At 69.3% G+C, this 23,972-nt stretch carries 22 protein-coding genes; 16 read left to right on the top strand and 6 right to left on the bottom strand.

All coding sequences use genetic code 11. The features are described 5' to 3' along the window. Nucleotides 1-509 precede the first annotated feature (509 nt). Nucleotides 510-1,322 carry an HAD-IB family hydrolase gene (locus QSK35_RS25530; protein WP_285750014.1) on the bottom strand — a complete coding sequence of 271 codons (813 nt, stop codon included), beginning with the start codon at nt 1,320-1,322 and terminating at the stop codon, nt 510-512. Between the two features lie 478 nt (nt 1,323-1,800). On the opposite strand from QSK35_RS25530, the gene ssd reads away from it, so the two are divergent. Next, nucleotides 1,801-2,814 carry a septum site-determining protein Ssd gene (ssd, locus tag QSK35_RS25525; RefSeq protein WP_285750012.1) on the top strand — a complete coding sequence of 338 codons (1,014 nt, stop codon included), beginning with the start codon at nt 1,801-1,803 and terminating at the stop codon, nt 2,812-2,814. A 138-nt stretch (nt 2,815-2,952) separates the two neighbouring features. On the opposite strand, the gene QSK35_RS25520 is transcribed toward ssd, so the two are convergent. Beyond that, a complete protein-coding gene (locus QSK35_RS25520) occupies nt 2,953-3,105 on the bottom strand; it encodes a hypothetical protein (protein ID WP_285750011.1) in 153 nt (50 codons plus the stop codon). A gap of 29 nt (nt 3,106-3,134) precedes the next feature. Here QSK35_RS25520 and QSK35_RS25515 point away from each other — a divergent pair, with 29 nt between their 5' ends. The 7 genes from QSK35_RS25515 (at nt 3,135) to QSK35_RS25485 (ending at nt 7,246) form a co-directional block, all read left to right on the top strand. Then, nucleotides 3,135-4,253 carry a TadA family conjugal transfer-associated ATPase gene (locus tag QSK35_RS25515; protein WP_285750010.1) on the top strand — a complete coding sequence of 373 codons (1,119 nt, stop codon included), beginning with the start codon at nt 3,135-3,137 and terminating at the stop codon, nt 4,251-4,253. Then, nucleotides 4,247-5,011 carry a type II secretion system F family protein gene (locus tag QSK35_RS25510; RefSeq protein WP_285750009.1) on the top strand — a complete coding sequence of 255 codons (765 nt, stop codon included), beginning with the start codon at nt 4,247-4,249 and terminating at the stop codon, nt 5,009-5,011. The genes QSK35_RS25515 and QSK35_RS25510 overlap by 7 nt, the downstream gene beginning before the upstream one ends. Beyond that, nucleotides 5,008-5,538 carry a type II secretion system F family protein gene (locus QSK35_RS25505; protein WP_285750008.1) on the top strand — a complete coding sequence of 177 codons (531 nt, stop codon included), beginning with the start codon at nt 5,008-5,010 and terminating at the stop codon, nt 5,536-5,538. Before QSK35_RS25510 ends, QSK35_RS25505 begins: the two co-directional genes overlap by 4 nt. 10 nt (nt 5,539-5,548) lie before the next feature. Continuing rightward, nucleotides 5,549-5,716 (top strand): DUF4244 domain-containing protein, encoded by a 168-nt coding sequence (locus QSK35_RS25500; RefSeq protein WP_285750007.1) that lies wholly within the window; start codon nt 5,549-5,551, stop codon nt 5,714-5,716. 14 nt (nt 5,717-5,730) lie between these two features. Continuing rightward, nucleotides 5,731-6,027: a TadE family type IV pilus minor pilin gene (locus tag QSK35_RS25495; RefSeq protein WP_285750006.1), complete on the top strand. Its 297-nt coding sequence runs from the start codon at nt 5,731-5,733 to the stop codon at nt 6,025-6,027. Next, nucleotides 6,024-6,431 (top strand): Rv3654c family TadE-like protein, encoded by a 408-nt coding sequence (locus QSK35_RS25490; RefSeq protein ID WP_285750005.1) that lies wholly within the window; start codon nt 6,024-6,026, stop codon nt 6,429-6,431. The genes QSK35_RS25495 and QSK35_RS25490 overlap by 4 nt, the downstream gene beginning before the upstream one ends. A gap of 194 nt (nt 6,432-6,625) precedes the next feature. Beyond that, nucleotides 6,626-7,246, top strand: coding sequence for a bifunctional DNA primase/polymerase (locus QSK35_RS25485; protein ID WP_285750004.1), 621 nt, complete (start codon nt 6,626-6,628; stop codon nt 7,244-7,246). A 925-nt stretch (nt 7,247-8,171) separates the two neighbouring features. Here the strand turns inward: QSK35_RS25485 and QSK35_RS25480 are convergent. Further along, entirely contained in the window at nt 8,172-10,463 is a 2,292-nt protein-coding gene (locus QSK35_RS25480) for a DEAD/DEAH box helicase (protein WP_285750003.1), read from the bottom strand. A gap of 204 nt (nt 10,464-10,667) precedes the next feature. On the opposite strand from QSK35_RS25480, the gene QSK35_RS25475 reads away from it, so the two are divergent. From QSK35_RS25475 to QSK35_RS25440, 8 genes are all read left to right on the top strand, one after another. Next, on the top strand, nt 10,668-12,977 hold the full coding sequence (locus QSK35_RS25475; RefSeq protein ID WP_285750002.1) for a sodium-translocating pyrophosphatase: 2,310 nt from the start codon (nt 10,668-10,670) through the stop codon (nt 12,975-12,977). 81 nt (nt 12,978-13,058) lie between these two features. Continuing rightward, a complete protein-coding gene (locus QSK35_RS25470; RefSeq protein WP_285750001.1) occupies nt 13,059-13,625 on the top strand; it encodes a hypothetical protein in 567 nt (188 codons plus the stop codon). Between the two features lie 59 nt (nt 13,626-13,684). Then, complete coding sequence (locus QSK35_RS25465; protein ID WP_285750000.1) at nt 13,685-14,275, top strand: hypothetical protein; 591 nt, start codon at nt 13,685-13,687, stop codon at nt 14,273-14,275. Between the two features lie 120 nt (nt 14,276-14,395). Beyond that, nucleotides 14,396-14,965: a hypothetical protein gene (locus QSK35_RS25460; protein ID WP_285749999.1), complete on the top strand. Its 570-nt coding sequence runs from the start codon at nt 14,396-14,398 to the stop codon at nt 14,963-14,965. 105 nt (nt 14,966-15,070) lie between these two features. Then, nucleotides 15,071-17,827: a type I DNA topoisomerase gene (topA, locus tag QSK35_RS25455; protein ID WP_285749998.1), complete on the top strand. Its 2,757-nt coding sequence runs from the start codon at nt 15,071-15,073 to the stop codon at nt 17,825-17,827. Between the two features lie 16 nt (nt 17,828-17,843). Beyond that, on the top strand, nt 17,844-18,251 hold the full coding sequence (locus QSK35_RS25450) for a hypothetical protein (protein ID WP_285749997.1): 408 nt from the start codon (nt 17,844-17,846) through the stop codon (nt 18,249-18,251). 130 nt (nt 18,252-18,381) lie between these two features. Beyond that, complete coding sequence (locus QSK35_RS25445; protein WP_285749996.1) at nt 18,382-20,358, top strand: bifunctional MFS transporter/dTMP kinase; 1,977 nt, start codon at nt 18,382-18,384, stop codon at nt 20,356-20,358. A 19-nt stretch (nt 20,359-20,377) separates the two neighbouring features. Next, nucleotides 20,378-21,574: a DNA polymerase III subunit delta' gene (locus tag QSK35_RS25440; protein ID WP_285749995.1), complete on the top strand. Its 1,197-nt coding sequence runs from the start codon at nt 20,378-20,380 to the stop codon at nt 21,572-21,574. Here QSK35_RS25440 and QSK35_RS25435 read toward each other — a convergent pair. From QSK35_RS25435 to kduI, 3 genes are read right to left on the bottom strand one after another with little or no spacing between them, the layout of a single operon-like run. Beyond that, nucleotides 21,552-22,307, bottom strand: coding sequence for an IclR family transcriptional regulator (locus QSK35_RS25435; protein ID WP_285749993.1), 756 nt, complete (start codon nt 22,305-22,307; stop codon nt 21,552-21,554). The two genes, QSK35_RS25440 and QSK35_RS25435, sit on opposite strands and share 23 nt — an antisense overlap. Further along, nucleotides 22,304-23,035, bottom strand: coding sequence for an SDR family oxidoreductase (locus tag QSK35_RS25430; RefSeq protein WP_285749992.1), 732 nt, complete (start codon nt 23,033-23,035; stop codon nt 22,304-22,306). Before QSK35_RS25430 ends, QSK35_RS25435 begins: the two co-directional genes overlap by 4 nt. Beyond that, the gene (gene kduI / locus QSK35_RS25425; RefSeq protein ID WP_285749991.1) at nt 23,035-23,862 is read right to left on the bottom strand and encodes a 5-dehydro-4-deoxy-D-glucuronate isomerase; all 828 of its coding nucleotides are present in this window, start codon (nt 23,860-23,862) and stop codon (nt 23,035-23,037) included. The genes QSK35_RS25430 and kduI overlap by 1 nt, the downstream gene beginning before the upstream one ends. Nucleotides 23,863-23,972: the final 110 nt, after the last annotated feature.

The following is a 23,972-nucleotide window of genomic DNA, read 5'->3' as shown; positions in this document are numbered from 1 at the left end:
ACGGTGGGTCAACGGGTGCGCATTCTGGCGTAAACACCCCCAACAAGCAGACGGCGGACCCATTGCTGGGTCCGCCGTCAACAGCGCGGGCTTTCGAGTTACCAAGCGTGCAACTCGTGTCGTACAACCCTGGCCTCGGCGTCCGGCGTCCCGGTACGCAGGCCCTAGACGACAAGCCTCCCGCGGCGTGCTGCGCGTGGGTGCTCGAAGTCCGCGCACAGAGCTCCGTCGGGGTGGATCCGGACTTCTCTTCGTCTGGTCCCTGGCCGACCTGAGGTCTGCACCTCCATTTGTAGTGCGTGTCGGCGGTCACAGCAAGGGCTCGGACGGGTGCACCGGTCAAGCCACGTTCAGTAGTGAAAGAGCCTTGACTCAGGCGCTGTTTTCGTTGCCGCTCTTGGTGGGTACCGCCGACGGGGCGACTTCGGACACCCACACAGACACCACGTGTGCGGGCCGTTGTGGTTACTCACGCGTAGCGGTACCAACCGTCTACAACTGACAGTCACCTATTGACTTTTGTTCCTGCGTCGGCGGATGCCGTACCACGCGACGCCGGCCGCCGCGGCGGCGCCGAGACCGATCGCGGTGGCCGCCACGGCCTTGCCCGACGGGGTGGGAATCCGGGCGCGCAGCGGCACCGGGTCGGAGAACGCGAGGATCGGCCAGCCGCGCTGTGCGGCGACCTTGCGCAGACCGCGGTCCGGGTTGACGACCGTGGGGTGGCCGACCGCTTCGAGGAGCGGGAGATCGGTCACGGAGTCCGAGTACGCGTAGCACCGGGACAGGTCGTAGTCGTGGACCTCGGCCAGGTGCTTGATCGCTACCGCCTTGTTCTCACCCGCGCAGTAGAAGTCGATGTCGCCCGAGTAGCGGCCGTTCTGGACGACCATCTTCGTGCCGACGCTGTGCGTGGCGCCCACCATGGTCGCGATGGGGGAGACGAGCTCCTCGCCCGACGCGCTCACGACGACCACGTCGTGGCCCTCGGTCCTGTGGTCGGCGATGAGCTGGGCGGCTTCCTTGTAGACCAGCGGGTCGACGATGTCGTGCAGCGTCTCGTCGACGATGCCGCGGATCTGCTCGACGTCCCAGCCCGCGCAGAGCGCCGTGATGTGGGCGCGCATGCGTTCCATCTGGTCCGCGTCGGCGCCGGAGAGCATGAAGACGAACTGCGCGTAGGCGCTCTTGAGCACCGCACGGCGGTTGATGAGCCCCTCCTGGAAGAAGGGGCGGCTGAACGCCAGCGTGCTCGACTTCGCGATCACCGTCTTGTCGAGGTCGAAGAATGCCGCGATCCGGGTTCCCTGAGGCTGGCTCACGGCGCCAGCTTAGGTGACCTTTGAATTGGGCCGTTCGGGTGGCGGTTCGCCGGTTGACGAAACCAGATGCCGTGTCGGGTTGAGCCGTTCGGACCTCAGTTCGGCTCTATACGAATTCGTTCTTGAAAAACTCGTCGTGTCCGTACAACGGAAGGCGCGCGCGACTCTGGCGCATGGGGATACAGTAGGAGGGTCCGGTTCGACGGACGGGTTCAGTCCGACCCCCCGGGACTGAACCATTGACGACCCCCGTCCCTCCCCCCTGGCGGGGGTCGTCCCATGTCCGGGGTCAGGTCGCTCCGGGTTTCCGACAAACCTCTGCGCCCGCTTCGCGGCAACCGCCCACCATCTCACACACCCGTGACAATTCGGCCGTTCCAGGGCGTCGAAGATCGCGACTTGTCCACAGCGCCGGATTTGTCCACATCTTGATCTTGAGCACGTTGTGTCGTTGGTCACCAAACGCGATGGTGCGTCCATGACCCCCACCGCCCTCGTGAACGACCCGGCCCTTCTGGACGACCTCCTCCGCCTGACGGCCGCAGCGGACTGCGAACTGGTCCGCGTGCCCGACGCGGACGCGCTGCGCCCGTTGTGGCAGACGGCCCCTTTCGTACTGCTGGACCCCGCCGGCGCCCGCGCATGCGCCTCCGCCGACCTGCCCCGCCGTGACGGCGTCTTCCTGGTGTGCAGCGGCGATCCGCCGTGGGAGGAAAGCCTGACCGTCGGGGTGGAGCGGGTGTTCTCCCTGCCGTCGGACGGCGAACGCCTGATCGCGGAGCTGGCCGACATCCGCGAGGGGCCGCCGCTGCGCGATGGCCGGGTGGTCGCCGTGCTCGGCGGCCGCGGCGGTGCCGGCGCCTCCGTGTTGTGCGCGGCCGTCGCCTTGGCCGCGGTAGGCACCGGCTCGGAGAGCCTGCTGGTCGACTGCGACCCGCTAGGCGGTGGAATCGATCTCACACTGGGTGCCGAGCAGGTGACGGGCGCGCGCTGGCCGGCGGTACAGGTGAGCGGCCGTGTCCCGATGTCCGCACTGCGCAGCGCGTTGCCCGCCAAGGGAAACCTGACCGTGCTGTCGTGTGACCGCGAGGGCCCAGGCCCCACACCCCAGGCCGTGACAGCCGTCCTCGACGCGGGCAGACGCGCGGGCTGCACCGTCGTCTGCGACCTACCCCGCCACCTGCCACCGGCAGCCGAAGCCGCACTCGACCGAGCCGACATGGCAGTCATGGTCGTGCCCGCCGAGGTCCGCGCCGCGGCCGCGGCAAGACGAGTGGCGGACCGCGTCACCGGATCCCTGCGCCTGGTGGTCCGCGGCCCCTCGCCGGCGGGTCTCAAAGCCGAGGAGGTCGCCGACGTAGTAGGCGTCCCACTGCTGACGCAGATGCGCCCGGAGCCGCGCCTGGCAGCGATCCTCGAGCACGGCCGCTTCCCAAGCCGCGGCCCGTTGGCCGCCGCGGCGCGGGAAATCCTGCAGGAGCTGCGCTCATGACGGCCCCGCTGGTCTGCGCGTGCTCGGTCGGCGTCCGGTCGCCGCTGGCCGCTGCGGCACGCGTGATCATGAAGGAGCTGTGCTCATGACGGCTCTGTCGGTAGATGGCGTCCGTGAGGAGCTGCCTTCATGACAGCCCTACTCGTTGATCGAGTCCGCGAGCGCCTTGTCGACGTCCGGATGCCGACCGCGCTTCGTGACGCTCCTCAGGGAGCTGTGCTCATGACGGCTCTGTTGGTAGATCGCGTCCGCGCGCATCTGGTCTGCGTCGGGTCGCTTCCGCAGCAGCACTTCGCTGCGATCTGCGAGGAGCTGCCTTCATGACAGCCCTACTCGTTGATCGAGTCCGCGAGCGCCTCGTCGGCGTCCCGGAAATCACCCCGGCCGCCGTGGCGAGCGCCGTCCGCTCCGAAGCGGGCGGAGTCCTGGCCGACGCGGACGTCCTCGACGCACTCCACATCCTCCGCCAGGAATTCGTCGGTGCGGGCGTGCTCGAACCTCTCCTGCGCGACCCGGACACCACAGACGTCCTCGTCACCGCGCCGGACCAGGTGTGGGTCGACGGCCGGAACGGCTTGCGCCGCACGGAGATCCGCTTCCCCGACGAAGCGGCCGTCCGGCGTCTGGCGCAACGCCTAGCAGTCGCCGTGGGCCGCCGCCTGGACGAGGCGTCCCCGTGCGTCGACGGCTGGCTGCCCGGTAGCAACGTCCGCCTGCACGCAGTTCTCCCACCACTGGCGCCGGACGGCACATGCCTGTCGCTGCGAGTGCTCCGCCCGGTGGGCCACGACCTGAACGCCCTCTGCGCACTAGGAACGTTCTCCCGCCAAACCGCCGACCTGTTGCGCGCGATCGTCGCGGCCCGCCTGGCGTTCCTGGTGGTCGGCGGCACCGGAAGCGGCAAGACGTCACTGCTGGGCGCGCTACTCGGCTGCGTTCCCGCGGACCAACGCGTGGTGTGCGTGGAGGACGCGGGCGAGCTACGCCCCGACCATCCCCAGTTCGTCCGCCTGGTGGCCCGCCCGCCGAACGTCGAGGGCGCGGGCGAGGTCACCGTTCGCGACTTGGTGCGCCAAGCCCTCCGCATGCGTCCGGACCGGATCGTGGTCGGCGAGGTGCGCGGCGCCGAAGTGTGCGAACTCCTGTCCGCGCTGAACACCGGCCACGACGGCGGCGCGGGAACCCTGCACGCGAACTCGCCCACGGAAGTCCCCGCGCGCCTGGAGGCACTGGCAGCCCTGGGTGGCCTCGACCGACGTGCCCTGCACAGCCAGCTGGCCGCGGCGCTGCACCTCGTCCTGCACATGCGGCGGGCCCCCGACGGCAGACGTCACCTGGCGGAGATCGGCCTGTTCACCAGAGTCGGCGACGACGTCGTGGTCCGCCCCGCCTGGCGCCCGGACTGGCAGGGCCACGAGCTGAAGGAGCTTCTGTGCTGACCGCCATCCTGGCCGCTCTCGCCCTCCTGGTGTGGCCGTCGTTCCAACCGATCAACCGCCTGCGCCCACGATCCCCGAAACGCCTGCCACGAATCCCCCTGCCGGCGCTGTCCATTCTGGCCTGCCCCTTGGGATTCGGCGCTCTGATCGCAGTTTTCATTCTGATGTGGACTGTCGATCGCGTGGCCAAAACCCGTGCAGCCCAACGAATCCGCCTGACCTCCAGCGAAGCACTGATCACCGGCCTGGCAGGCGTGGTCGCGGAACTGAAGGCCGGTGCCCCCGCACCCCGAGCCGCCACCAATGCGGCGTCCGACTGCCCGCAGCCCGCCTCCGATGTCCTGAAAGCCGTTGCTGCCACGGCAAACCTGGGCGGCGACGTGAATCGGACCTTGCACGACCTGGCGCCACAACACCCGCACTTGGCCCTGACGCAACTGGCCAGAGCCTGGCAAGTCTCCACGCGGTACGGCGTAGCGCTGGCCGAGGTCCTGGACGCCACGCGCCAAGACCTGGCCCAACGAGCCGCCTTCGCCCGCCAACTGGAGTCCCGAATGGCCGGACCTCGCGCCAGCGCGGCCGTGCTGGCCGCCCTCCCACTACTGGGCCTCCTACTCGGCCAGGCAAGCGGCGCCGAACCCGCCCACGTGCTCTTCGCCACCGTTCCAGGTCAAACCCTGCTCGTGCTGGGTGCGCTCCTCACCGCCGCAGGCCTCCTATGGACCACAGGCCTAACGACAAAGGCAGCCCATACATGACCCTCCTCCTACTCGCCCTGGCCCTGCTGGTCGCACCCACGCGCCCGCCCGCGATATCCAGACTCACCCGCCAGCACGACCCGCCGCCCCCGCCCATACCGCCCGACGACTCGCCGTTCCAGCGCGCGGCGGACTGGGACCTGCTCGCCGCCTGCCTCCGGGCTGGCCTCCCGGTGGCGACCGCGGTGCGCGCGATCGAAGTGCCGGCGCTCGACCACGTCGCCGAACTCCTCGCCCTGGGCGCGGACCCGCAGCAGGCGTGGGCCAAAGCGCTCGAAGACCCGGAAACGGCACCGCTCGCCGTGGCGGCCAGACGCACCGCCCGGTCGGGCACGGCGCTCGCTCAGGCCGCGGCCGAGTTGGCGGCGCGGATGCGGGCGGACGCCGGCGACCGGGCCGAGGCGCGCGCCCAGCGGGCGGCGGTGCTGGTCGCGGGACCGCTGGCGCTGTGCTTCCTGCCCGCGTTCGTGTGCGTCGGCGTGCTGCCGGTGGTGCTCGGACTCGCGGCCAAGTTCCTCGAACAATAAGGAGAGACGAATGTGGAACCCGCTGAAGAACGACCGCGGCATGTCGACGGTCGAGTACGCCATCGGCCTGGTCATGGCCGCGGCGTTCGCCACGGCGCTGTATCTGATCATCAAGAGCGATGCCGTTCAGGCCAAGCTCGCGCAGATCGTGCAGAGCGCGCTGTCGGCGGTGAGCTGACCGATGACCGGGGCATGGTCACCGTTGAGGCGGCGGTCGTCATCTGCGTGCTGTTGGCGGTCCTCGCGCTGGCCGCGGGCGGGATGAGCGCGATGGTCGGTCAGCTGCGCTGCACCGACGCGGCGCGGGAGGCGGCCCGGCTGATCGCGCGCGGCGACCGGGGGCATGCCGAGGCCGCGGCACGGCGCATCGCGCCCGGCGCCACGGTGACCGTGCATGAGGACGGTGATTCCGTGATCGTCGAAGTAGCCGCGACTCGTCATGGGTTTCGGCTGAGAGCCGAGGCGTTCGCCGTGCTGGAGCCGACGTGAACGACCGCGGTTCGGCGACGGTGAGCGGCGTCGGGTTGGCCGCGGTCCTGCTGGTTCTGTTGGCCGCAGGCGTTCAGGTCGGTTCAGCGGTCATCACCCGCCACCGGGTGACCGGTGCGGCCGATCTGGCGGCGCTCGCCGCGGCGACGCGGTTGATCGAGGGTGACGGTGTGGCCTGTGACCAGGCGCGACGCGTCGCCGAACGGAACCGGAGCCGGTTGGACGAGTGCGCGGTGAGCGGCTGGGAGGTCGGCGTACGGGTGTCCGCGGATACGCCGTTCGGCCCGGCGAGCGCACGTTCAAAGGCAGGTCCGGCCGAAGATCGGGACGTTTGGGGCACGACGAGCGGTCGTCCTCCGGCGGTGAGCGGACTCACACCGGGGTCCGGACATGCTGAACGTTGATCGAACCAAACCGCGACAGTTCAGTTGCTCGGTCACGTACCTGGCGTTCGCCGTCTCATAGCTACCAGTTGTCGAGCGAGGGTTACTTCGCTTGCCGCCGGTGTCGTTAGTTGTAGTGGCGGCACCGACACGGTGTCCTACGAAAACCGACACGGTGTCCGATGGTGTCGAGCAGATCTTGGAGGCGAAGGAAGATGGAGTGGTCGGATAGTTGGCGCGGGGCCTTCCGCATCGAGCTGCGTGCTGAGGCCGTGAGCCTCGCGTGGCGCGGTTGGCCTGTGCTGCCAGGCACCTATCCGACGGTCTCCGCAACGGGCGAGACGAAGTGGGCCGGCCGCGACGGCCTCGAGGCCGCCGGCCCGGTTCCGGTGCACCGCGACTGGCAGGAGCGGATCGGCACGCGGCCCGAGCAGGTCGCCACCTGGTGGGCGGGCCGCTCGTACAGCCTGCTCGTCGCGACCGGCCACGTCGTCGACGCGATCGAGGTCGGCACGGACCTCGGCCGCCGCGCGGCGGGTGCGCTGCGCAACATGGGCATCCCGGTGCCGATCGCGGCGACGCCGGCCGGCCGGTGGATGTTCCTCGTGGCGTCCGGCTCGACGCTCAACACCGAGCTGCGCCAGCACGAGGACGTCCGTCACCTGGCACAGGGCGAGTACATCCCGCTGCCGCCCACCCCGATGTCGCACGGTGTCGTGCACTGGCGGGTCAAGCCGCAGATCTGCGGCCGCGACCTCCCGGACGCGCACATCGTGCAGGACGCACTGGTCGAGGTGCTGCACATGGCCGAGACCCCCGAACTGGCGTCCGTCTGATGTAGACCCGGCCGCGCTGGGTGTCGTTGTGGACTCTCCCCGACAACCCCGAGAACGATGCCCAGCGCGGCCGCACCACCTGCCCGATCCGGCGGAACCGTCGTACCCCGCACTTCGACGGATGATCGGACGGGCATGAAGCCGAACACCGAGCGGAAAGGAGCGCCTCCCGCGCACCACTGAGCCAAAGGACGATAGTGGCCTAGCCCAGCAGCAGGCCGCGGTCGGCGAAGCCGGATCCTCCTCCCGGAAACCCGTCGCACGGACAACGACGCCTCCCAATGTCCATGAGCGACGACCAAGAGAATCCGCCGATGTCCCAAGGCAAACGTCGTGCAGCGGTAGCAGGCACCACCGCCCGAGTGTTCGGCAGTGTGGAACGCGCCGGGGTGCGCGTCGGTCGGACCCGCGACCGTCGCCCCCGGCGCGTTCTGTATCTAATTGTCCTCGCTCCGCTCGGACGGCGCTGTCGCCGGGAAGTCGGCGCATCGAGCGTGTTTTTTCGCGGCTCAGCTCGCTTCGCTCGGTGGCCGCGAAAAAACAGGCTCGACACGCCGACGCGACAGCGCAGGGCGGTGGTGCCCCATCGGGGATGCGTGATCGGCGTGCGTGATCGCGCAGGGCCGGTGGGGTCGGAGGTAGGCGTTACCGAGCCGAATGCCGCCGCGGCGTACAAGGTTTATGGGTGAGAGCTCGCCGAGGTTGTCGGAACCCTCGTGGCGTACGACCTGAATCCCGTCCTGGCATGGAAACCTGAACGCCGTCGGCACGTGGCGGGCGAAGCGCGCCGGGGTGTGCGAGCTGCGAGGGCACCGAAATTGTCAGACCCCGCGACTAGGATCGGATTCGGGGGTGCTTCGGTTCGGGGCGAGGGAAGTCAGGGGCCCGGATTTAGCGTACCGGGAGGGTCTGACAGTTCTGGGGCTTACGAGATCGCCTTCAGCACCACCTCCAGCACCGCTACCGCGCCCGCCTTGTCCAGAGGCTCGTTTCCGTTGCCGCACTTGGGCGACTGCACGCAGGACGGGCACCCGAACGGGCACGTGCAGGAACTGATCGCCTCACGCGTCGCCGTCAGCCACGGCACGATCGCCGCGAAACCCCGGTCCGCGAACCCCGCCCCGCCCGGATGCCCGTCGTGCACGAACACGGTCGCCGCACCGGTGTCCGGATGCACGGCCGTCGACACGCCGCCGATGTCCCAACGGTCGCAGACGGCGAACAACGGCAGCAGGCCGATCGCCGCATGCTCGGCGGCGTGCAACGCGCCGGCGACGCGGCGGTGCTCCAGGACGTCGCCCAGCAACGAATCGGAGATGGTGTACCAGACGGCCCGCGTGTCCAGGGTCTGCGACGGCAGGTCGAGCGGGATCTGGTCGATGACCTTGCCGGACGGCAGGCGGCGCAGGTAGCCGACCACCTGGGTCGTGACCTCCACCGAACCCAACGAGACGGTGACGCCGTCAAAGGACAGGCTTTCCACTGTGTCCACAACGGAAATGTCGACGACGTCACGCGGCTGGGTGGTCCACTCGGGCTCCTCGGCGTGCACCATGGCGAGCCCGTGCTCGAGATCCAGCTCGTCGACCACGTACGACGCGCCCTGGTGCAGATATACGGCACCGGGATGCACCTGCCAGCACGCGGAACCCGGATCGACCGTGCCGAGCATGCGGCCGGAGTCGGCCTCCACTACGGCGACCTGATCGCCGCCCGACCCGCGGATGTCGACGCCCGCGTGCGGCTGGTCGTGCGACGCCCAATACCAGCCAACGGGGCGTTTGCGCAGCACGCGGTCCGCCACCAACGAATCCAGCACCGAGGAGGCGGCCGGGCCGAAGGCCTCGAGATCCGTTGGGGTGAGGGGTAGTTCGGCGGCCGCGCACGCCAGTTGCGGGCCCAGCACATAGGGGTTCGTCGGATCCAACACAGTTGCCTCGACCGGGCGGTCCAGCACGGCCGACGGGTGGTGCACGAGGTATGTGTCCAACGGGTCGTCGCGCGCTACGAACACCACCAGAGCGCTGTCGCCGGCTCGGCCGGCGCGTCCCGCCTGCTGCCAGAACGACGCCAGGGTGCCTGGGAAACCGGCGACCACAACGGCGTCGAGGCCGACGATGTCGACGCCCAGTTCCAACGCGTTCGTCGTCGCGACGCCCAGCAATTCGCCGGAGGACAACGACTTCTCCAACGCCCGGCGCTCCTCGGGCAGGTAGCCGGATCGGTAGGCGGCTACCCGAGGAACCAGTGACGAGTCCACTTCGGACAGAACTCTGCGGGCTCCGATAGCGGCCAGCTCCGCACCGCGCCGTGAACGTACGAAGGCCAAAGAACGTGCGCCCTCGACGACCAGGTCGGCGAGGATCCGGGCGGTCTCGCTGCCCGCGGACCGGCGCACCGGGGCGCCGTGCTCACCGGCCAGCGACGTCAACGGCGGCTCCCACAACGCCACCGTGCGGGACGCGCGCGGCGAGCAGTCCTCCGTCACCGCCGTGCACGAAGCGCCCAGCAGTCGCGACGCCGAAGCGGCGGGATCCGACACCGTTGCCGACGCGAGCACGAACACCGGCGAAGAACCATACTTTCGGGCGACTCGTTGCAGGCGCCGCAGCAGCAGGGCGACGTGGGAGCCGAAGACGCCGCGGTAGGCATGACATTCGTCGACGACGACATACGCCAGCCGCCGGAAGAAGCGCAGCCACTTGGAGTGCCGGGGGAGGATCCCGCGGTGCAGCATGTCCGGGTTGGTGAACACCCAGTTGGCGTGTTCGCGCACCCAGTCGCGCTCCGCGAGCGGCGTGTCGCCGTCGAACGACGCCGCGCGCACACCAGGCAGCCCCAGGGAGCACACCGAGCGGAGCTGGTCCGCCCCAAGTGCTTTCGTCGGCGCCAAATACAACGCGGTCGCGCGCGAGTCCGTGACCAAGGTGCTGAGCACCGGCAGCTGGTAGGCCAGCGACTTGCCGGACGCGGTGCCTGTTGAGACGACGACGTTCGAACCCGACCATGCCAACGACGCCGCGGAAGCCTGGTGCTCCCACGGCGACGAAACGCCGCACGACTCGAACGCCGACACCACCGACGAAGGCGCCCACGAAGGCCACGGCGCATGGGATGCCACGCGCTGGGGCAGGTCGCTGACGTGCGTCAGCGGCGACTCCCCGGCGGGCACCCCGGCCAGCACGCGGTCCAGCAGGCGCCGTCCCTGATCCACCACGTGACCGAGCTTTGCACAGACCCCTGACAGTCCGACTCGCCTTCCTGGGCGGATAACGGTGTGTGCACGGATCGGGACACTTTGTTGTCTCGGTGTAAGCAACCCTTAGACTCCCCGCTCATCGCATCCAATGAGGGATGCATCACGTCGCGTCCGGGCGGCTGGTCGCCTTGGCGCTGCAATGGCAACTCACCAGGAGGACGGATGTCCCGGCAATTCCTCGCGGAGAGCCTCGAGCTCTCCGGAGGTGATCGCGGCGTCGTAGCCGCGGTCGCCGTGGTCGCCCTGGCTGCTCTCGCCGTCGGGTACGTGCTGCTCAGGGAGGTCCTGGCCGCCGGCCAAGGAACCACCAAGATGCAGGACATCGCCAAGGCGGTTCAGGAGGGCGCAGCGGCCTACCTCAATCGGCAGTTCCGCACGCTCGGCATTTTTGTCGTCGTCGTGTTCGTACTGCTGTTCGCGCTTCCCGCCGACGACATCGGCGAGCGGATCGGCAGGTCGTTGTTCTTCGTCGTCGGTGCTGCGTTCTCCGCGACGATCGGCTACCTGGGCATGTGGTTGTCCACGCGCGCCAACGTGCGGGTGGCCGCGGCCGCCAACGAGGGCGAAGGCGGCCGCGAGAAGGCGATGCGCGTCGCGTTCCGCACCGGTGGTGTGGTCGGCATGACGACCGTCGGCCTCGGCCTGTTCGGCGCCGCGCTGGTCGTGCTGGTCTACGCGGGCCAGGCGCCGAAGGTGCTGGAGGGCTTCGGTTTCGGTGCCGCTCTGCTCGCGATGTTCATGCGTGTCGGTGGCGGCATCTTCACCAAGGCCGCTGACGTCGGCGCCGACCTGGTCGGCAAGGTCGAGCAGAACATCCCCGAGGACGACCCCCGCAACGCCGCGACGATCGCCGACAACGTCGGTGACAACGTCGGTGACTGCGCCGGTATGGCCGCGGACCTCTTCGAGTCCTACGCCGTGACCCTGGTCGCGTCGCTGATCCTCGGCACCGCCGCGTTCGGTGCGCAGGGTCTGCTGTTCCCGCTGATCGTGCCCGCGATCGGTGTGCTGACCGCGGTCATCGGTGTCTACACGACCAATGCGCGCTCGGGCGAGGGAGGCCTGACCGCGATCAACCGGTCGTTCTACATCTCGGCCGTGATCTCCGCGGTGCTCTGCACGATCGCCGCGTTCGCGTTCCTGCCGGGCTCGTTCGCCGACCTGAACGGCGTCTCCGACGCCATCAAGGCCACCAACGGCAACCCGTCGCTGATCGCGGCCGTCGCGGTGATCATCGGCATCGTGCTCGCCGGCGTCATCCTCTGGCTGACCGGCTACTTCACCGGCACCGAGCACAAGCCGGTGCAGGAGGTCGGCCGGACGTCGCTGACGGGTGCGGCCACCGTCATCCTGTCCGGTATCTCGGTCGGCTTCGAGTCCGCCGTCTACACCGCGCTGGTCATCGGTGCCGCCGTCTACGGCGCGTTCCTGCTGTCCGGTTCGGTCGTCGTCGCGCTGTTCGCGATCGCGCTGGCCGGTTGTGGTCTGCTCACCACCGTCGGTGTCATCGTCGCGATGGACACCTTCGGCCCGGTCTCGGACAACGCGCAGGGCATCGCCGAGATGTCCGGTGACGTGCACGGCGAGGGCGCGAAGATCCTCACCGAGCTCGACGCGGTCGGCAACACCACGAAGGCCATCACCAAGGGCATCGCGATCGCGACGGCAGTGCTCGCCGCGACCGCGCTGTTCGGCTCCTACAGCGACGCGATCGGTCAGGCGCTGCAGAAGGCCGGCAACCTCAAGCCGGACCTGACCTCGTTCTCGTTCGTCGTGTTCAGCCCGAACGTGCTCGTCGGCATCGCCATCGGCGCGGCCGTCGTGTTCATGTTCTCCGGCCTCGCGGTCAACGCGGTGACGCGCGCCGCGGGCGCGATCGTGTTCGAGGTGCGCCGCCAGTTCCGGGACAACCCCGGCATCATGGACGGCACGGTCAAGCCGGAGTACGGCAAGGTCGTCGACATCTGCACGAAGGACTCGCTGCGCGAGCTCGCGACGCCCGGCCTGATGGCCGTGCTCGCCCCGGTGGCCGTCGGCTTCGGTCTCGGCGTCGGCCCGCTCGCCGGCTACCTCGCGGGTGCCATCGCGACCGGCACCCTGATGGCCGTGTTCCTCGCCAACTCCGGTGGCGCGTGGGACAACGCGAAGAAGCTCGTCGAGGACGGCCACCACGGCGGCAAGGGTTCCGACCCGCACGCCGCGACCGTCATCGGTGACACCGTCGGCGACCCGTTCAAGGACACCGCCGGTCCCGCGATCAACCCGCTCATCAAGGTGATGAACCTGGTGTCGGTGCTGATCGCGCCCGCGATCGTGGCCTTCACGGTCGGTGACGGCGCGAACGACGCGATCCGCTTCATCATCGCGGCGGTCGCCGCCATTGTGATCATCGGCGCGGTCACCGTGTCGAAGCGTCGTGGCACGGCCATCGCGGACACCCCCGCGGAGACCGTGAGCAACGGCGCCGCGTAGCAACAACCCCGGCGAGGGAGCTTTCCAGGCGCACAGCGTCTGGAAAGCTCCCTTCGTCTTGTTCCGGGTTATGGTCAGGCAATGCGCCACGTCTGGATCGCAGCAGTCGCCGCCGCCGTCGTGCTCGCCGGCTGTACTTCGGGAAACGGCGGCAATACCTCGCCCACGAGCTCCGCCAACGACGCCGCGGCCGTGCAGTACATGGACAAGGTCTGCGCCGCCGCCTCGGAGTTCGCCAAGCTCGAGAAGAGCGCGCCCAAGCTGGACAGCGGTGACCCGGCCAAGCTGAAGGCCGACATGGCGGCCTACATGGGCCAGCTCTCCGCCGCCTTCACCAAGTCCGCGGAGGAGCTGCGCAAGGTCGGCCCGTCACCGATCGCGGGCGGCGAGGCCGCCGTGAACAAGATGGCCGACGCGTTCACCACGCTCGCCGCCACCTTCACCGAGGCGAAGACCAAGATCGAGCAAGCCGACGCGAACGACGCCTCTGGTGGCCTCCAGGCTGCCGGAGAGGCGATCGCGAAGCTCAGCCAGCTCGCGGACCCGCTGAAGGACCTCGAGGCCGTCCCAGAGCTGGAGAAGGCCGCGACGAGTGCCCCGAAGTGTCAGGAAATGCGCAATCTGGGCGTCGCTCCCACGTCCAATTGACGTAGCCGGGTAAGGTCCGCCCCCGTCCTTCAGCCCCCAACCCCCCGTGGGGAGTGCACATGAAGAACCGCCTCAAGATCGCTGTGGTGCTGGCCGCGGCGGCTCTCGCCGTCACCGGCTGCAGCGGTGGCGGCAGCGGCTCCGGCTCCAGTTCCAGCTCCGGCAGTGACGACGCGAACGTCGCCTGGGTCGACAAGGTGTGCAGCGCGAGCCTCAACGCGGTGAAGTCGCTGTCGACCGAGCCGCAGCTCGACATGTCCGACCCGGCGAAGCTCAAGACGGGCTTCTCGGAGTGGCTCGGCAACGGCTCGGCCTCCGTCGACAAGTCGATCAAGGAGCTCGAAGGCCTCAAGAACGGTCCGCACCCGGACTCGGAGAAGCTGGTCAACTCCGCGACCGAGGTCTTCGGCAAGATCAAGACCGCGCTGGACGACGCCAAGAAGGCCATCGACGCCGCCGACCCGAACGACCCGGCGGCCATCGCCGAGGCGTTCTCCAAGGTCGGTACGCAGCTCAGCGAGTTCGCCAAGGTCGGCACGGACTTCCAGGACACCTTCGTCCAGTCCAACCTCGCCGAGGCGGAGAAGAAGGCGAAGAACTGCCAGGAGCTGAACAAGACCGACACGACGTCGTCGGCGCCCACCTCCTGAGTGCCGTGAAGGGCACCCTCACGACACTTAACGCCGTGAGGGTGCCCTTCACGACACCCCGTAACGGTTGGATCACGCGGCCACTGGCTCCGATCGAACGTCTGTTCTACCCTGTGCGCCGTGGGGCAGCTGTCCTTCTTCTCGGCCGAGGCGCGCACTCCGGGTGTGGCCGACCTCGCCGGCCTGCTGTGCGGGCCGGGTCAGGCGATGGGTTTCGCGCGCGGCACGGCGGCCCGCGTCTCGGTCGCGCTGCGCGACGAGTGGCGTGCGGCACCGCTGCGGCAGGTCTGCGCCGAACGCGGCGTGACGTCGGAAATCTGCATGTCAGAGGATGGTTCACGGATCGTGCGCACGCCGTTTCGCACCGATCTCACCGGTCTGGCCGCCCGCTGGCTGGATGGCACCACGAAGGTCGTTCCTCGTGATTTCACCCTTGACGGGGCGATACTGCGCGTTTGGGCACTCGCGTCCGGGCACTGGGTGGAGTCCGCCTACCTGCTGGGACTGGATCCGGACGCGCCTGGGACACACGAGCCGCTGAAAAATGCGCTGCTCGCCTCAGGTCTGCCGTGCACCCTGGTGGACGCGCCCGCGTTGCGGGTAACCGGGAGGCGAAGGCTCGCGCGGCTGGCTGAGCTGGTCGGACGTCCGCCGCGCGGGGTGGCGGAGCGCACCTGGCCGGCGGCCTAGACAGGCGTTCAGGCAAGGTTGTGTCACTCTGTCTCGTCGTAGGGTGCGCCGCGGACAGTGCACACTGGCGGGTCTGAGATCGGGTTTGGAAGAGAGCGGGACAGCGTGGCTGGATCGACACGGACGAGAAAGAGCAGCGGAGGAACGGGCGGCAATCGACGGCTCGTGATCGTCGAGTCCCCGACGAAGGCGCGCAAGATCGCCTCGTACCTCGGCGCTGACTTCGTCGTGGAGTCCTCCAGGGGACACATCCGGGACCTGCCGCGCGGCGCTGCGGACGTGCCCGCCAAGTTCAAGGGACAGGCCTGGGCCCGGCTCGGCGTGGACGTCGACCACGACTTCGAGCCGCTGTACGTGGTGAGCGCGGACAAGAAGTCGCTGGTCACCGAGCTCAAGGAAGCGTTGAAGGACGTCGACGAGCTCTACCTCGCGACAGACGGTGACCGCGAGGGTGAGGCCATCGCGTGGCACCTCCTCGAGACGCTCAAGCCGAAGATCCCGGTCCGCCGGATGGTCTTCCACGAGATCACCGAGTCCGCGATCCAGGCCGCCGCCGCGAACCCGCGCGACCTCGACCAGGACCTGGTCGACGCCCAGGAGACCCGGCGCATCCTGGACCGCCTCTACGGCTACGAGGTCAGCCCCGTGCTGTGGAAGAAGGTCATGCCGAAGCTCTCGGCGGGCCGCGTGCAGTCCGTGGCGACCAGGCTCGTCGTCGAGCGCGAACGCGAGCGGATGAAGTTCGTCTCGGCGAGCTACTGGGACATCTCCGCCACGATGGACGCTGGCGCGGACGCCTCGCCACGGCAGTTCGGCGCGCGGCTCGTGGCCGTCGACGGCACGCGCCTCGCGACCGGCCGCGACTTCGGTTCCGACGGCCGCCTGAAGAACTCCGACGTCACCGTTCTCGACGAGACCCAGGCCCGCGCCCTCGCGGCCGGCCTGGAGAACGTCGGCATGCGCGTCACGTCGGTCGAGGAGAAGCCGTACACGCGCAAGCCGTACGCGCCGTTCATGACCTCGACGCTGCAGCAGGAGGCGGGCCGCAAGCTGCGGTTCTCCGCGGACCGCACGATGCGCACTGCGCAGAAGCTGTACGAGAACGGCTACATCACCTACATGCGTACCGACAGCACCACGCTGTCGGAGACGGCGATCAACGCCGCGCGCTCGCAGGCGACGCAGCTCTACGGCGCCCAGTACGTGGCGAAGGAGCCGCGCCAGTACACGCGCAAGGTCAAGAACGCGCAGGAGGCCCACGAGGCGATCAGGCCGGCGGGAGAGAGCTTCCGCACGCCCGGCCAGGTCGCCGGTGAGCTCGACTCGGACGAGTTCAAGCTCTACGAGATGATCTGGCAGCGCACGATCGCCTCCCAGATGGCCGACGCGCGCGGCAACACGACCAGCGTCCGCATCTCCGGCACGGCCGCGACCGGCCAGGAGTGCACGTTCTCCGCCTCCGGCCGCACGATCACGTTCGCGGGCTTCCTCAAGGCCTACGTCGAGACCGTCGACGCCGAGGCGGGCGGCGAGTCGGACGACGCCGAGTCGCGACTGCCGCAGCTGGTCAAGGACCAGGCGATCACGCCGGTCGAGCTGACCGCGGACGGCCACTCGACCAGCCCGCCGTCGCGCTTCACCGAGCCGAGCCTGATCAAGACGATGGAGGAGCTCGGCATCGGCCGTCCGTCCACCTACTCGTCGATCATCAGCACCATCCAGGACCGCGGCTACGTGTGGAAGAAGGGCGCCGCGCTGGTGCCCTCCTGGGTCGCGTTCGCCGTGGTCGGGTTGCTGGAGAACCACTTCGGCCGGCTCGTCGACTACGACTTCACCGCCGCGCTCGAGGACGAGCTCGACGGCATCGCCGCCGGTCGCCAGCAGCGCACGGCGTGGCTGAGCGGCTTCTACTTCGGCGGCAGCGTCGGCCCGGACGGTTCGGTCGGCCGGTCCGGCGGCCTGAAGAAGCTGGTCGGCTCGGGTGTCGAGGACATCGACCCGCGGGAGATCAACTCCATCCCCCTGTTCAGTGACGCCGAAGGTCGTACGGTCGTCGTCCGGGTGGGTCGCTTCGGGCCGTACCTGGAGCGCGAGGTCGACGGCGCGGCGCAGCGCGCGAACCTGCCCGAGGACCTGCCGCCGGACGAGCTGACCGCGGAGATCGCGGAGAAGCTGTTCGCGACGCCGCAGGAAGGCCGTTCGCTTGGCACGGACCCGGTGTCCGGCAACGAGATCGTGGCCAAGGAAGGCCGCTTCGGGCCGTACGTCACCGAGGTGCTGCCCGAGTCGGACAACGGCAAGAAGGCGCCGAAGCCGCGGACCGGCTCGCTGTTCAAGTCGATGTCGCTGGACACGGTGACGCTCGACGACGCGCTGAAGCTGTTGTCGCTGCCGCGCGTCGTCGGCAAGGACCCGGAGACCGGTGCCGAGATCACCGCGCAGAACGGCCGGTACGGCCCGTACCTGAAGAAGGGCACGGACTCCCGGTCGCTCGTCGACGAGTCGCAGATCTTCACCGTCACGCTCGAAGAGGCGCTGAAGATCTACGCCGAGCCGAAGAAGCGCGGCCGGTCCGCCGCGGCCGCCCCGCCGCTGCGCGAGCTGGGCAACGACCCGGTGTCCGGCAAGCCGATGGTGATCAAGGACGGCCGGTTCGGCCCGTACGTCACCGACGGCGAGGCGAACGCGTCGTTGCGCAAGACGGACAGCGTCGAGACCATCACCGATGAGCGCGCGGCGGAGCTGCTGGCCGAGAAGCGCGCCAAGGGACCGGTCAAGAAGAAGGCTCCGGCCAAGAAGGCTGCCACGAAGAGCACGGCAGCTAAGAAGGCGGCGCCGAAGAAGGCCGCGAGCAAGAGCTGACCTTTCGGGGGTGGCGGTGGATTTTGGACCTGACGGAACGCAGGCGCCGCCGCCACCTCGCGTCTTTCCCGACCCGCTGGCCGGGCTGATCGCGGCGGACACCTTCGTCGCACGGCCCCTCCCGAAGATCGCCAGGCCGCCACAGCCTCCGCAGCCGACCGAGCAGATGCGGCAGGCGATCGCGGAGCAGATGGCGCGTGAGCAACGGCACGCGGCGCGTCCCAGACAGAAGCCGCGGCCGCCGCAGCGCCCGCACGTTCCGCCCGCGATGCCGGCGGTCGTGCCACCCGCTCCGCAGCAGGCCCAGCAGCAGCAACAACAGACCAGCGGCGTGGCGACGTTCATCGGTTGCTTGATCATCTTGCTGGTGTTCGGCGGGCTGGCCGCGGGTGTGATCGCTTTTCTTGGGGCACTCTTCAGCTGACTCGGCCAATCTCGGTCCGACCGTCCGGTTACGCTGAGCCGAAGAGTCGGGGCACGCAAGGAGTGACGTCATCCAGGACGCGGACACAGGTGCGCAGGAGGCTGGCCGGAATCGGCCCGCCGAGTCGAGCGTGTCCACGGTCCACCGGCTGCGCAGCGTTCTCGCGATCCGGCCTTTCCGCAGGCTGTGGCTCGTCACCTACCTGTGCAGCGTCGGCGACTGGCTGTCGCTGCTCGCGTTGACCGGTCTGGTCTCGGAGCTCACGGACAGCTACCAGTGGCAGAGCTTCGCGTTGAGCCTCGTGGTGCTGACGCAGCTGCTGCCCGGAATCCTCTTCGCGCCGCTCGGCGGTGTGCTCGCGGACAAGTTCGACCGCCGCAAGGTGATGGTGCTCTGCGACATCGCCCGCGGCGGCCTGTTCATCTCGATCGCGCTGGTCGGCACGACGTGGTGGCTGTTCATCGCGAACTTCATGGTCGGCTGCTGCGCGATGCTGTGGATCCCGGCCAAGGAGTCGGCGGTCCCGAACCTGCTGCGCCGCCCGGACCAGGTGGAGTCGGCGAACCAGCTCGGCCTGGTGATGACCTACGGCATCTCCACGATCAGCGGCTTCGGCCTGTACTCGCTGGTCTCCGGCATCCCCGGCTACCTGAACCTGCAGGGTGACAACGCCGAGTTCAACATCGCCACGATCGCCGTGGTGATCAACGGTCTGCTGTACTTCACGTCCGCGGTGCTGGTCGCGACCCGCCTGCCCGAGCTCTCCGGCCGAGTGTCGTCGCCCCGCAAGAAGCAGCAGGACGCGGGCTCGCCGGGCTTCGTCGCGATGCTGCGCGAAGGCCTCCGGTTCGCCGCCCACACCCCGCTGGTGCGCGGCCTGGTGATCGGCATGATCGGCGCGTTCGCCGCGGCGGGTGTCGTGATCAGCACGGCGAAGCTCTACGCCGAGTCGCTGCTCGGCGGCGCCTCCACGTTCGGCCTGCTCTTCGTCGCCGTGTTCGTCGGCCTCGCGGTCGGCATGGCCGGCGCCCCCAAACTCGCCCGGCGCCTGGCGTACAACCGCCTGTTCGGCGTGACTATAGTGCTCGCCGGCGTGACGCTGGTGCTGGTCGCGTTCGCGCCGCACCTGTGGGTCGCGCTGCTGACCGTGGCTTTGGTCGGCGCGTGCGCCGGCGTCGCGTTCCTGACGGGCCTGACGATCGTCGGCTCGCAGGTCGAGGACGCCATGCGCGGCCGCACGGTCGCCCTGATCCAGTCCCTGCTCAAGATCGTGCTGTTCGGCGCCTCGGCGGGCGCGCCGCTGCTCGTGTCGCTGATCAACCGGCGGCAGATCAGCGTGTTCGGCCACCCGATGGAGGTCGACGCGACCCGCCCGGTGCTGCTCTTCGGCGCGGTGATCGCGATCCTGCTCGGCCTGGTCGCCTACCGGCAGATGGACGACCGCCGGGAGGAGCGCGTCCTGTCCTCGCTGTTCGCCGCTTTGCGCGGCCGCGCCCACACCAAGGGCATGCTGATCGCGATCGAGGGCGACACGCGGGAGGACACCTCGGTCCAGGCCCGCCGCCTCGCCGCCGCGATGCGCGCCGACGGCCTCGAGGTCCTGCTGGCCGCCGATCCGGAGTTGGACGAACGCCGCCTGCGCAACGTTCTGTCGTCCGCCGAACTGGCCGGCGTGCGGGCTCAGGCTCTGGTCGCCGCGGCTGTTCGGGCCGACGTCGTGGAACGTCAGGTTCGGCCGGCGCTCGACGCCGGGTCGCTCGTTGTGATGGAGCGGTACGTCGACAGTCCGATGGCGCACTTCAGTGCGGTCGGGAGTCTTGAGCACACCGAGCTCGAGGGGTTGGTCGACTGGGCTACCGGTCGATTGCGGCCTGACCTGACCGTGTTGCTGGATCGGGCTCCGGCCGCCGAGGAGCGAGGCTTCAGCGGGGTCGAGCACCACTGGCGGGTGCAGCGGTTGCTGTCGGAGATGGCTGCTGCGGATCCGGATCGGTACGTGGTCGTGGATGCCGACGGGGATCCGGACGCGGTGGCTGAGCGGGTGCGGTCGGCGGTGTTGCCGCTGCTGGCCAACCGTAAGCGGGTCGGGTCGCAGGTCTCCGTCTGAGGTTCGGCAAGATGAGGCCATGAGCGTCTGGACCGAGGTCGTCGGCCAACCCGAGGCCGTCGCCACGCTGAGCGCCGCCGCCGAAGCCGCCGCGAGCATCGTCGCCGGCGGGTCACCGGCCCCAGGCGCGATGACGCACGCATGGCTCTTCACCGGCCCACCCGGTTCTGGCCGCTCGTCCACGGCCCGAGCGTTCGCAGGTGCCCTGCAGTGCACGGTGACGGACGACCGCCCCGGCTGCGGCCACTGCACGGGTTGCCGCACGGCCCTGCACGGCACCCACGCCGACGTGCGCGTAGTCGTCCCCGAAGGGCTGTCGATCTCGGTCGCCGAGATGCGCGCACTGGTGCAGACCGCGGCCCGCCGCCCGACCGGCGGCCGCTGGCAGGTCGTGATCATCGAGGACGCCGACCGCCTCACCGAAGGCGCGGCGAACGCGCTGCTCAAGGCGGTCGAAGAGCCGCCGGACCGCACGGTCTTCCTGCTGTGCGCGCCGTCCGACCACCCGGACGACGTGTCGGTCACCATCCGGTCCCGCTGCCGCCTGGTGCCACTCGGCTCGCCGCGCCCGAAGGCGATCGCCGAAGCCCTGGAGCAGATCGACCAGGTCGCCCCGGAGATGGCGGCCTGGGCCGCAAGCGTGTGCGGGGGGCACGTCGGGCGCGCGAGACGACTCGCGAACGACGAGGAAGCACGGAACAGGCGTGAGGCCGTCCTCAAGATCCCGCTCGCGCTCAGGCGACCGGCGGACGTGTTCACCTGCGCCGACGAGCTGATCAAGGCCGCCGAGGAGGACGCCCTCACGGCGAACGAGGCGCGCAACGAAGAGGAGCGCGCCGCGCTGGAGACCGCGATGGGCGCGGGCGGCACCGGCAAGGGCACCGCGGCCGCGACGAGGGGCGCCAAAGGCGCGATCAAGGACCTGGAGAAGCGGCAGAAGTCGCGAGCCACGAGAACCCAGCGCGACTCGCTGGACCTGGCGCTGGTCGACCTCGCCGGGTTCTACCGCGACGCGCTGGTCACGAAGACCGGCTCCGAGGCGTCGCTGAACCACCCGGACCGCGCGGCCGACTCGAAGACGGCCGCCGCCCAGTGGTCCAGCGAGTCGATCCTGCGGCGCCTCGAGGCCGTGCTGGCGTGCCGCGAGGCGATCGACCTGAACGTGAAGCCGCGCATCGCGATCGAGGCGATGGTCACGACCTTGCACCGGGGCTGAAGCCCAGGGCCGCCGACACCTCCGCCGCCGCCCGCACTACCCGCGGCCCCAGCGCGATCAGCTCGGCTATGCCGTGTTCCATCGCCAACGACGATGCGGACAGCCCGCCGATCACGACACCGGCGTGGTCGCGGATGGCGGCGCCGACGCAGCGCACGCCGACCTCGTTCTCCTCGTCGTCCAGGGCGAACCCCGACCGCCGCACGCGCGCCAGCTGAGCCCGCAAACGCTTGGCCGAGGTGATGGTGCGTGGGGTGCGACCGGGCAGCCCGACGCGCGTGATCAACGCGTCGAGCTCGCCCGGTGACAACGAGGCCAGCACGGCCTTGCCGATCGCGGTGCCGTGACAGGGCAGTGCCATGCCCAGCCGCGACGCCATCCGGTACGGCTTGTTGGCCTCGATCTTGTCCACATACACCAGTTCGTCGCCGAAGAGCACGGCCAGGTGGACCGTGCACGCCGTGTCGTGCTGCAACGACCGCAACGCGGGGCGGGCGCGTTCGACGGTGTCGATCGGGCGAAGAACCTTGCCGGCCAACGCGAGCACTCGCGGCCCTGCCAGATAGTTGCCCTCCGACCCCACGACGGCGAAGCCGCGGTCCACCATGGCCTGCAGCAACCGGTGGACCGTCGACTTCGGCAGACCGGTCACCCGCGCGATGTCCGTAATACGCGAGTGGTCGGCCAGTGCCTCGAGCACGGCCAGCGTCTTCTCGACGGCGGTGTCGGTCATCGCCCCATCCAACCCCCGTCGACGACGAGAACGTGCCCCGTCACGTAGTCGGACGCGCGCGAGGACAGGAAGACCGCGGCGCCGACCAGGTCCTCCGGCGTGCCCCAGCGACCGGCCGGGATGCGGGTGCGGATCTGCGGCTCACGGACCGGGTCCGCCTGCAGCACCGCGGTGTTGTTGGTCGCGATGTAGCCCGGCGCGATGGCGTTGACCTGCACGTTCGACGACGCCCACTCGTTGGCCAGCGCCTTGGTCAGACCCGCGAGCGCGTGCTTCGACGCCGTGTACGCGGCCACGTTGATGCCGCCCTGGAACGACAACAGGGACGCGATGTTCACGATCTTGCCGCTGCCCTGGGCCAGCATCTGCCCGCCGACGAGCTTCGAGAGCTCGAACGCCGAGTCGAGGTTCACCGACAGCACGCGCCGCCAGTCCGGAAGCGACACCTCGGCCGCCGGACCACGCCCGATCGTGCCCGCATTGTTCACCAGCACGTCGATCCGATGCGACGCCAGCACCGGAGCCAGCGCCGGCTCGATCGACGACGGGTCCTCCAGATCAACGGAAACCGTGGAGATCACCGCGTCCGACACGTCCGACAGGTCGCCGCGCCCCAGCAGGATCAGCTTGGCACCGGCGGAAGCGAGGCCGACCGCGATGGCGCGACCGATGCCCGTGCGCGCGCCGGTCACCAGTGCGGTCTTACCGCTCAACGAGAAGAGGTCCACTAGCGCAGCTCCGTCACGGCGACCTGGTCCATGTCGTCGTACGCCTGGTTCTCGCCGCCCATGGCCCAGACGAACGTGTACGCGCTCGTCCCGACTCCACTGTGGATGGACCACGCGGGGGAGATCACGAGTTCCTCGTTGCGCACCACCATGTTCCGCGTGCGCTGCGGTTCACCGCACAGGTGGATGACGCGCTGGTCCTCGGGCAGGTCGAAGTACAGGTAGCACTCGGTGCGCCGATCGTGCGTGTGGGGCGGCATCGTGTTCCACACGCTGCCGGACGCCAGGCGCGTCACGCCCAGCACGAGTTGCGAGGACCTGATGCCGTCGGCGTGGATGAACTTGCGGATCTCGCGGACGTTGGCCGTCTCCGGGGATCCCATGTGCAGCACGTCGACCTCGTCGAACCGGGCGACGGCGGTCGGGAAGGACGCGTGCGACGGCGTGGAGAACAGGTAGAAGTGGGTGTCGTCCTCGGTCGCGTGGAACTGGACGTCCCGCGAGCCCTGGCCGATGTAGACGCAGTCGCGCGTGCCGAGCTTGTGCTCGGTGCCGTCGACGGACACGCTGCCGGATCCGCGCACCACGAGTGCCGCGAGCTCGCGCCGTTCGCAGAAGTACGAAGTACGCAGCGGATCGTAAGTGTCCAAAGTCAACGGGCGACCTGGAACCGGAGCGGCGCCGCCCACGACGATGCGATCTTCGTGCGTGTACACGGTCTTGATCTCGCCCGCCACGAAGAGGTCTTCGACCAGGTAGTGCGCCCGCAGTTGGTCCGTGTCGAACTCCTGCAACTGCGCCGGATGGGTCGAGTGCCTGATTTGCATCTCAAAGTGCCTTCCGATCGAGGCGGCGGAGTGACACGATGTGCGCCGACCAACATGGAACTACGTTCCGTGGGCTGGAACAAGCCTCGTCACTCCGCCGCCGGTGACGA

Source organism: Lentzea sp. NBRC 105346 (assembly GCF_030269605.1).
Taxonomy (GTDB): domain Bacteria; phylum Actinomycetota; class Actinomycetes; order Mycobacteriales; family Pseudonocardiaceae; genus Lentzea.
Note: the sequence above shows the minus strand (reverse complement) of the source record. Positions and strands in the feature narration are given on the sequence as shown.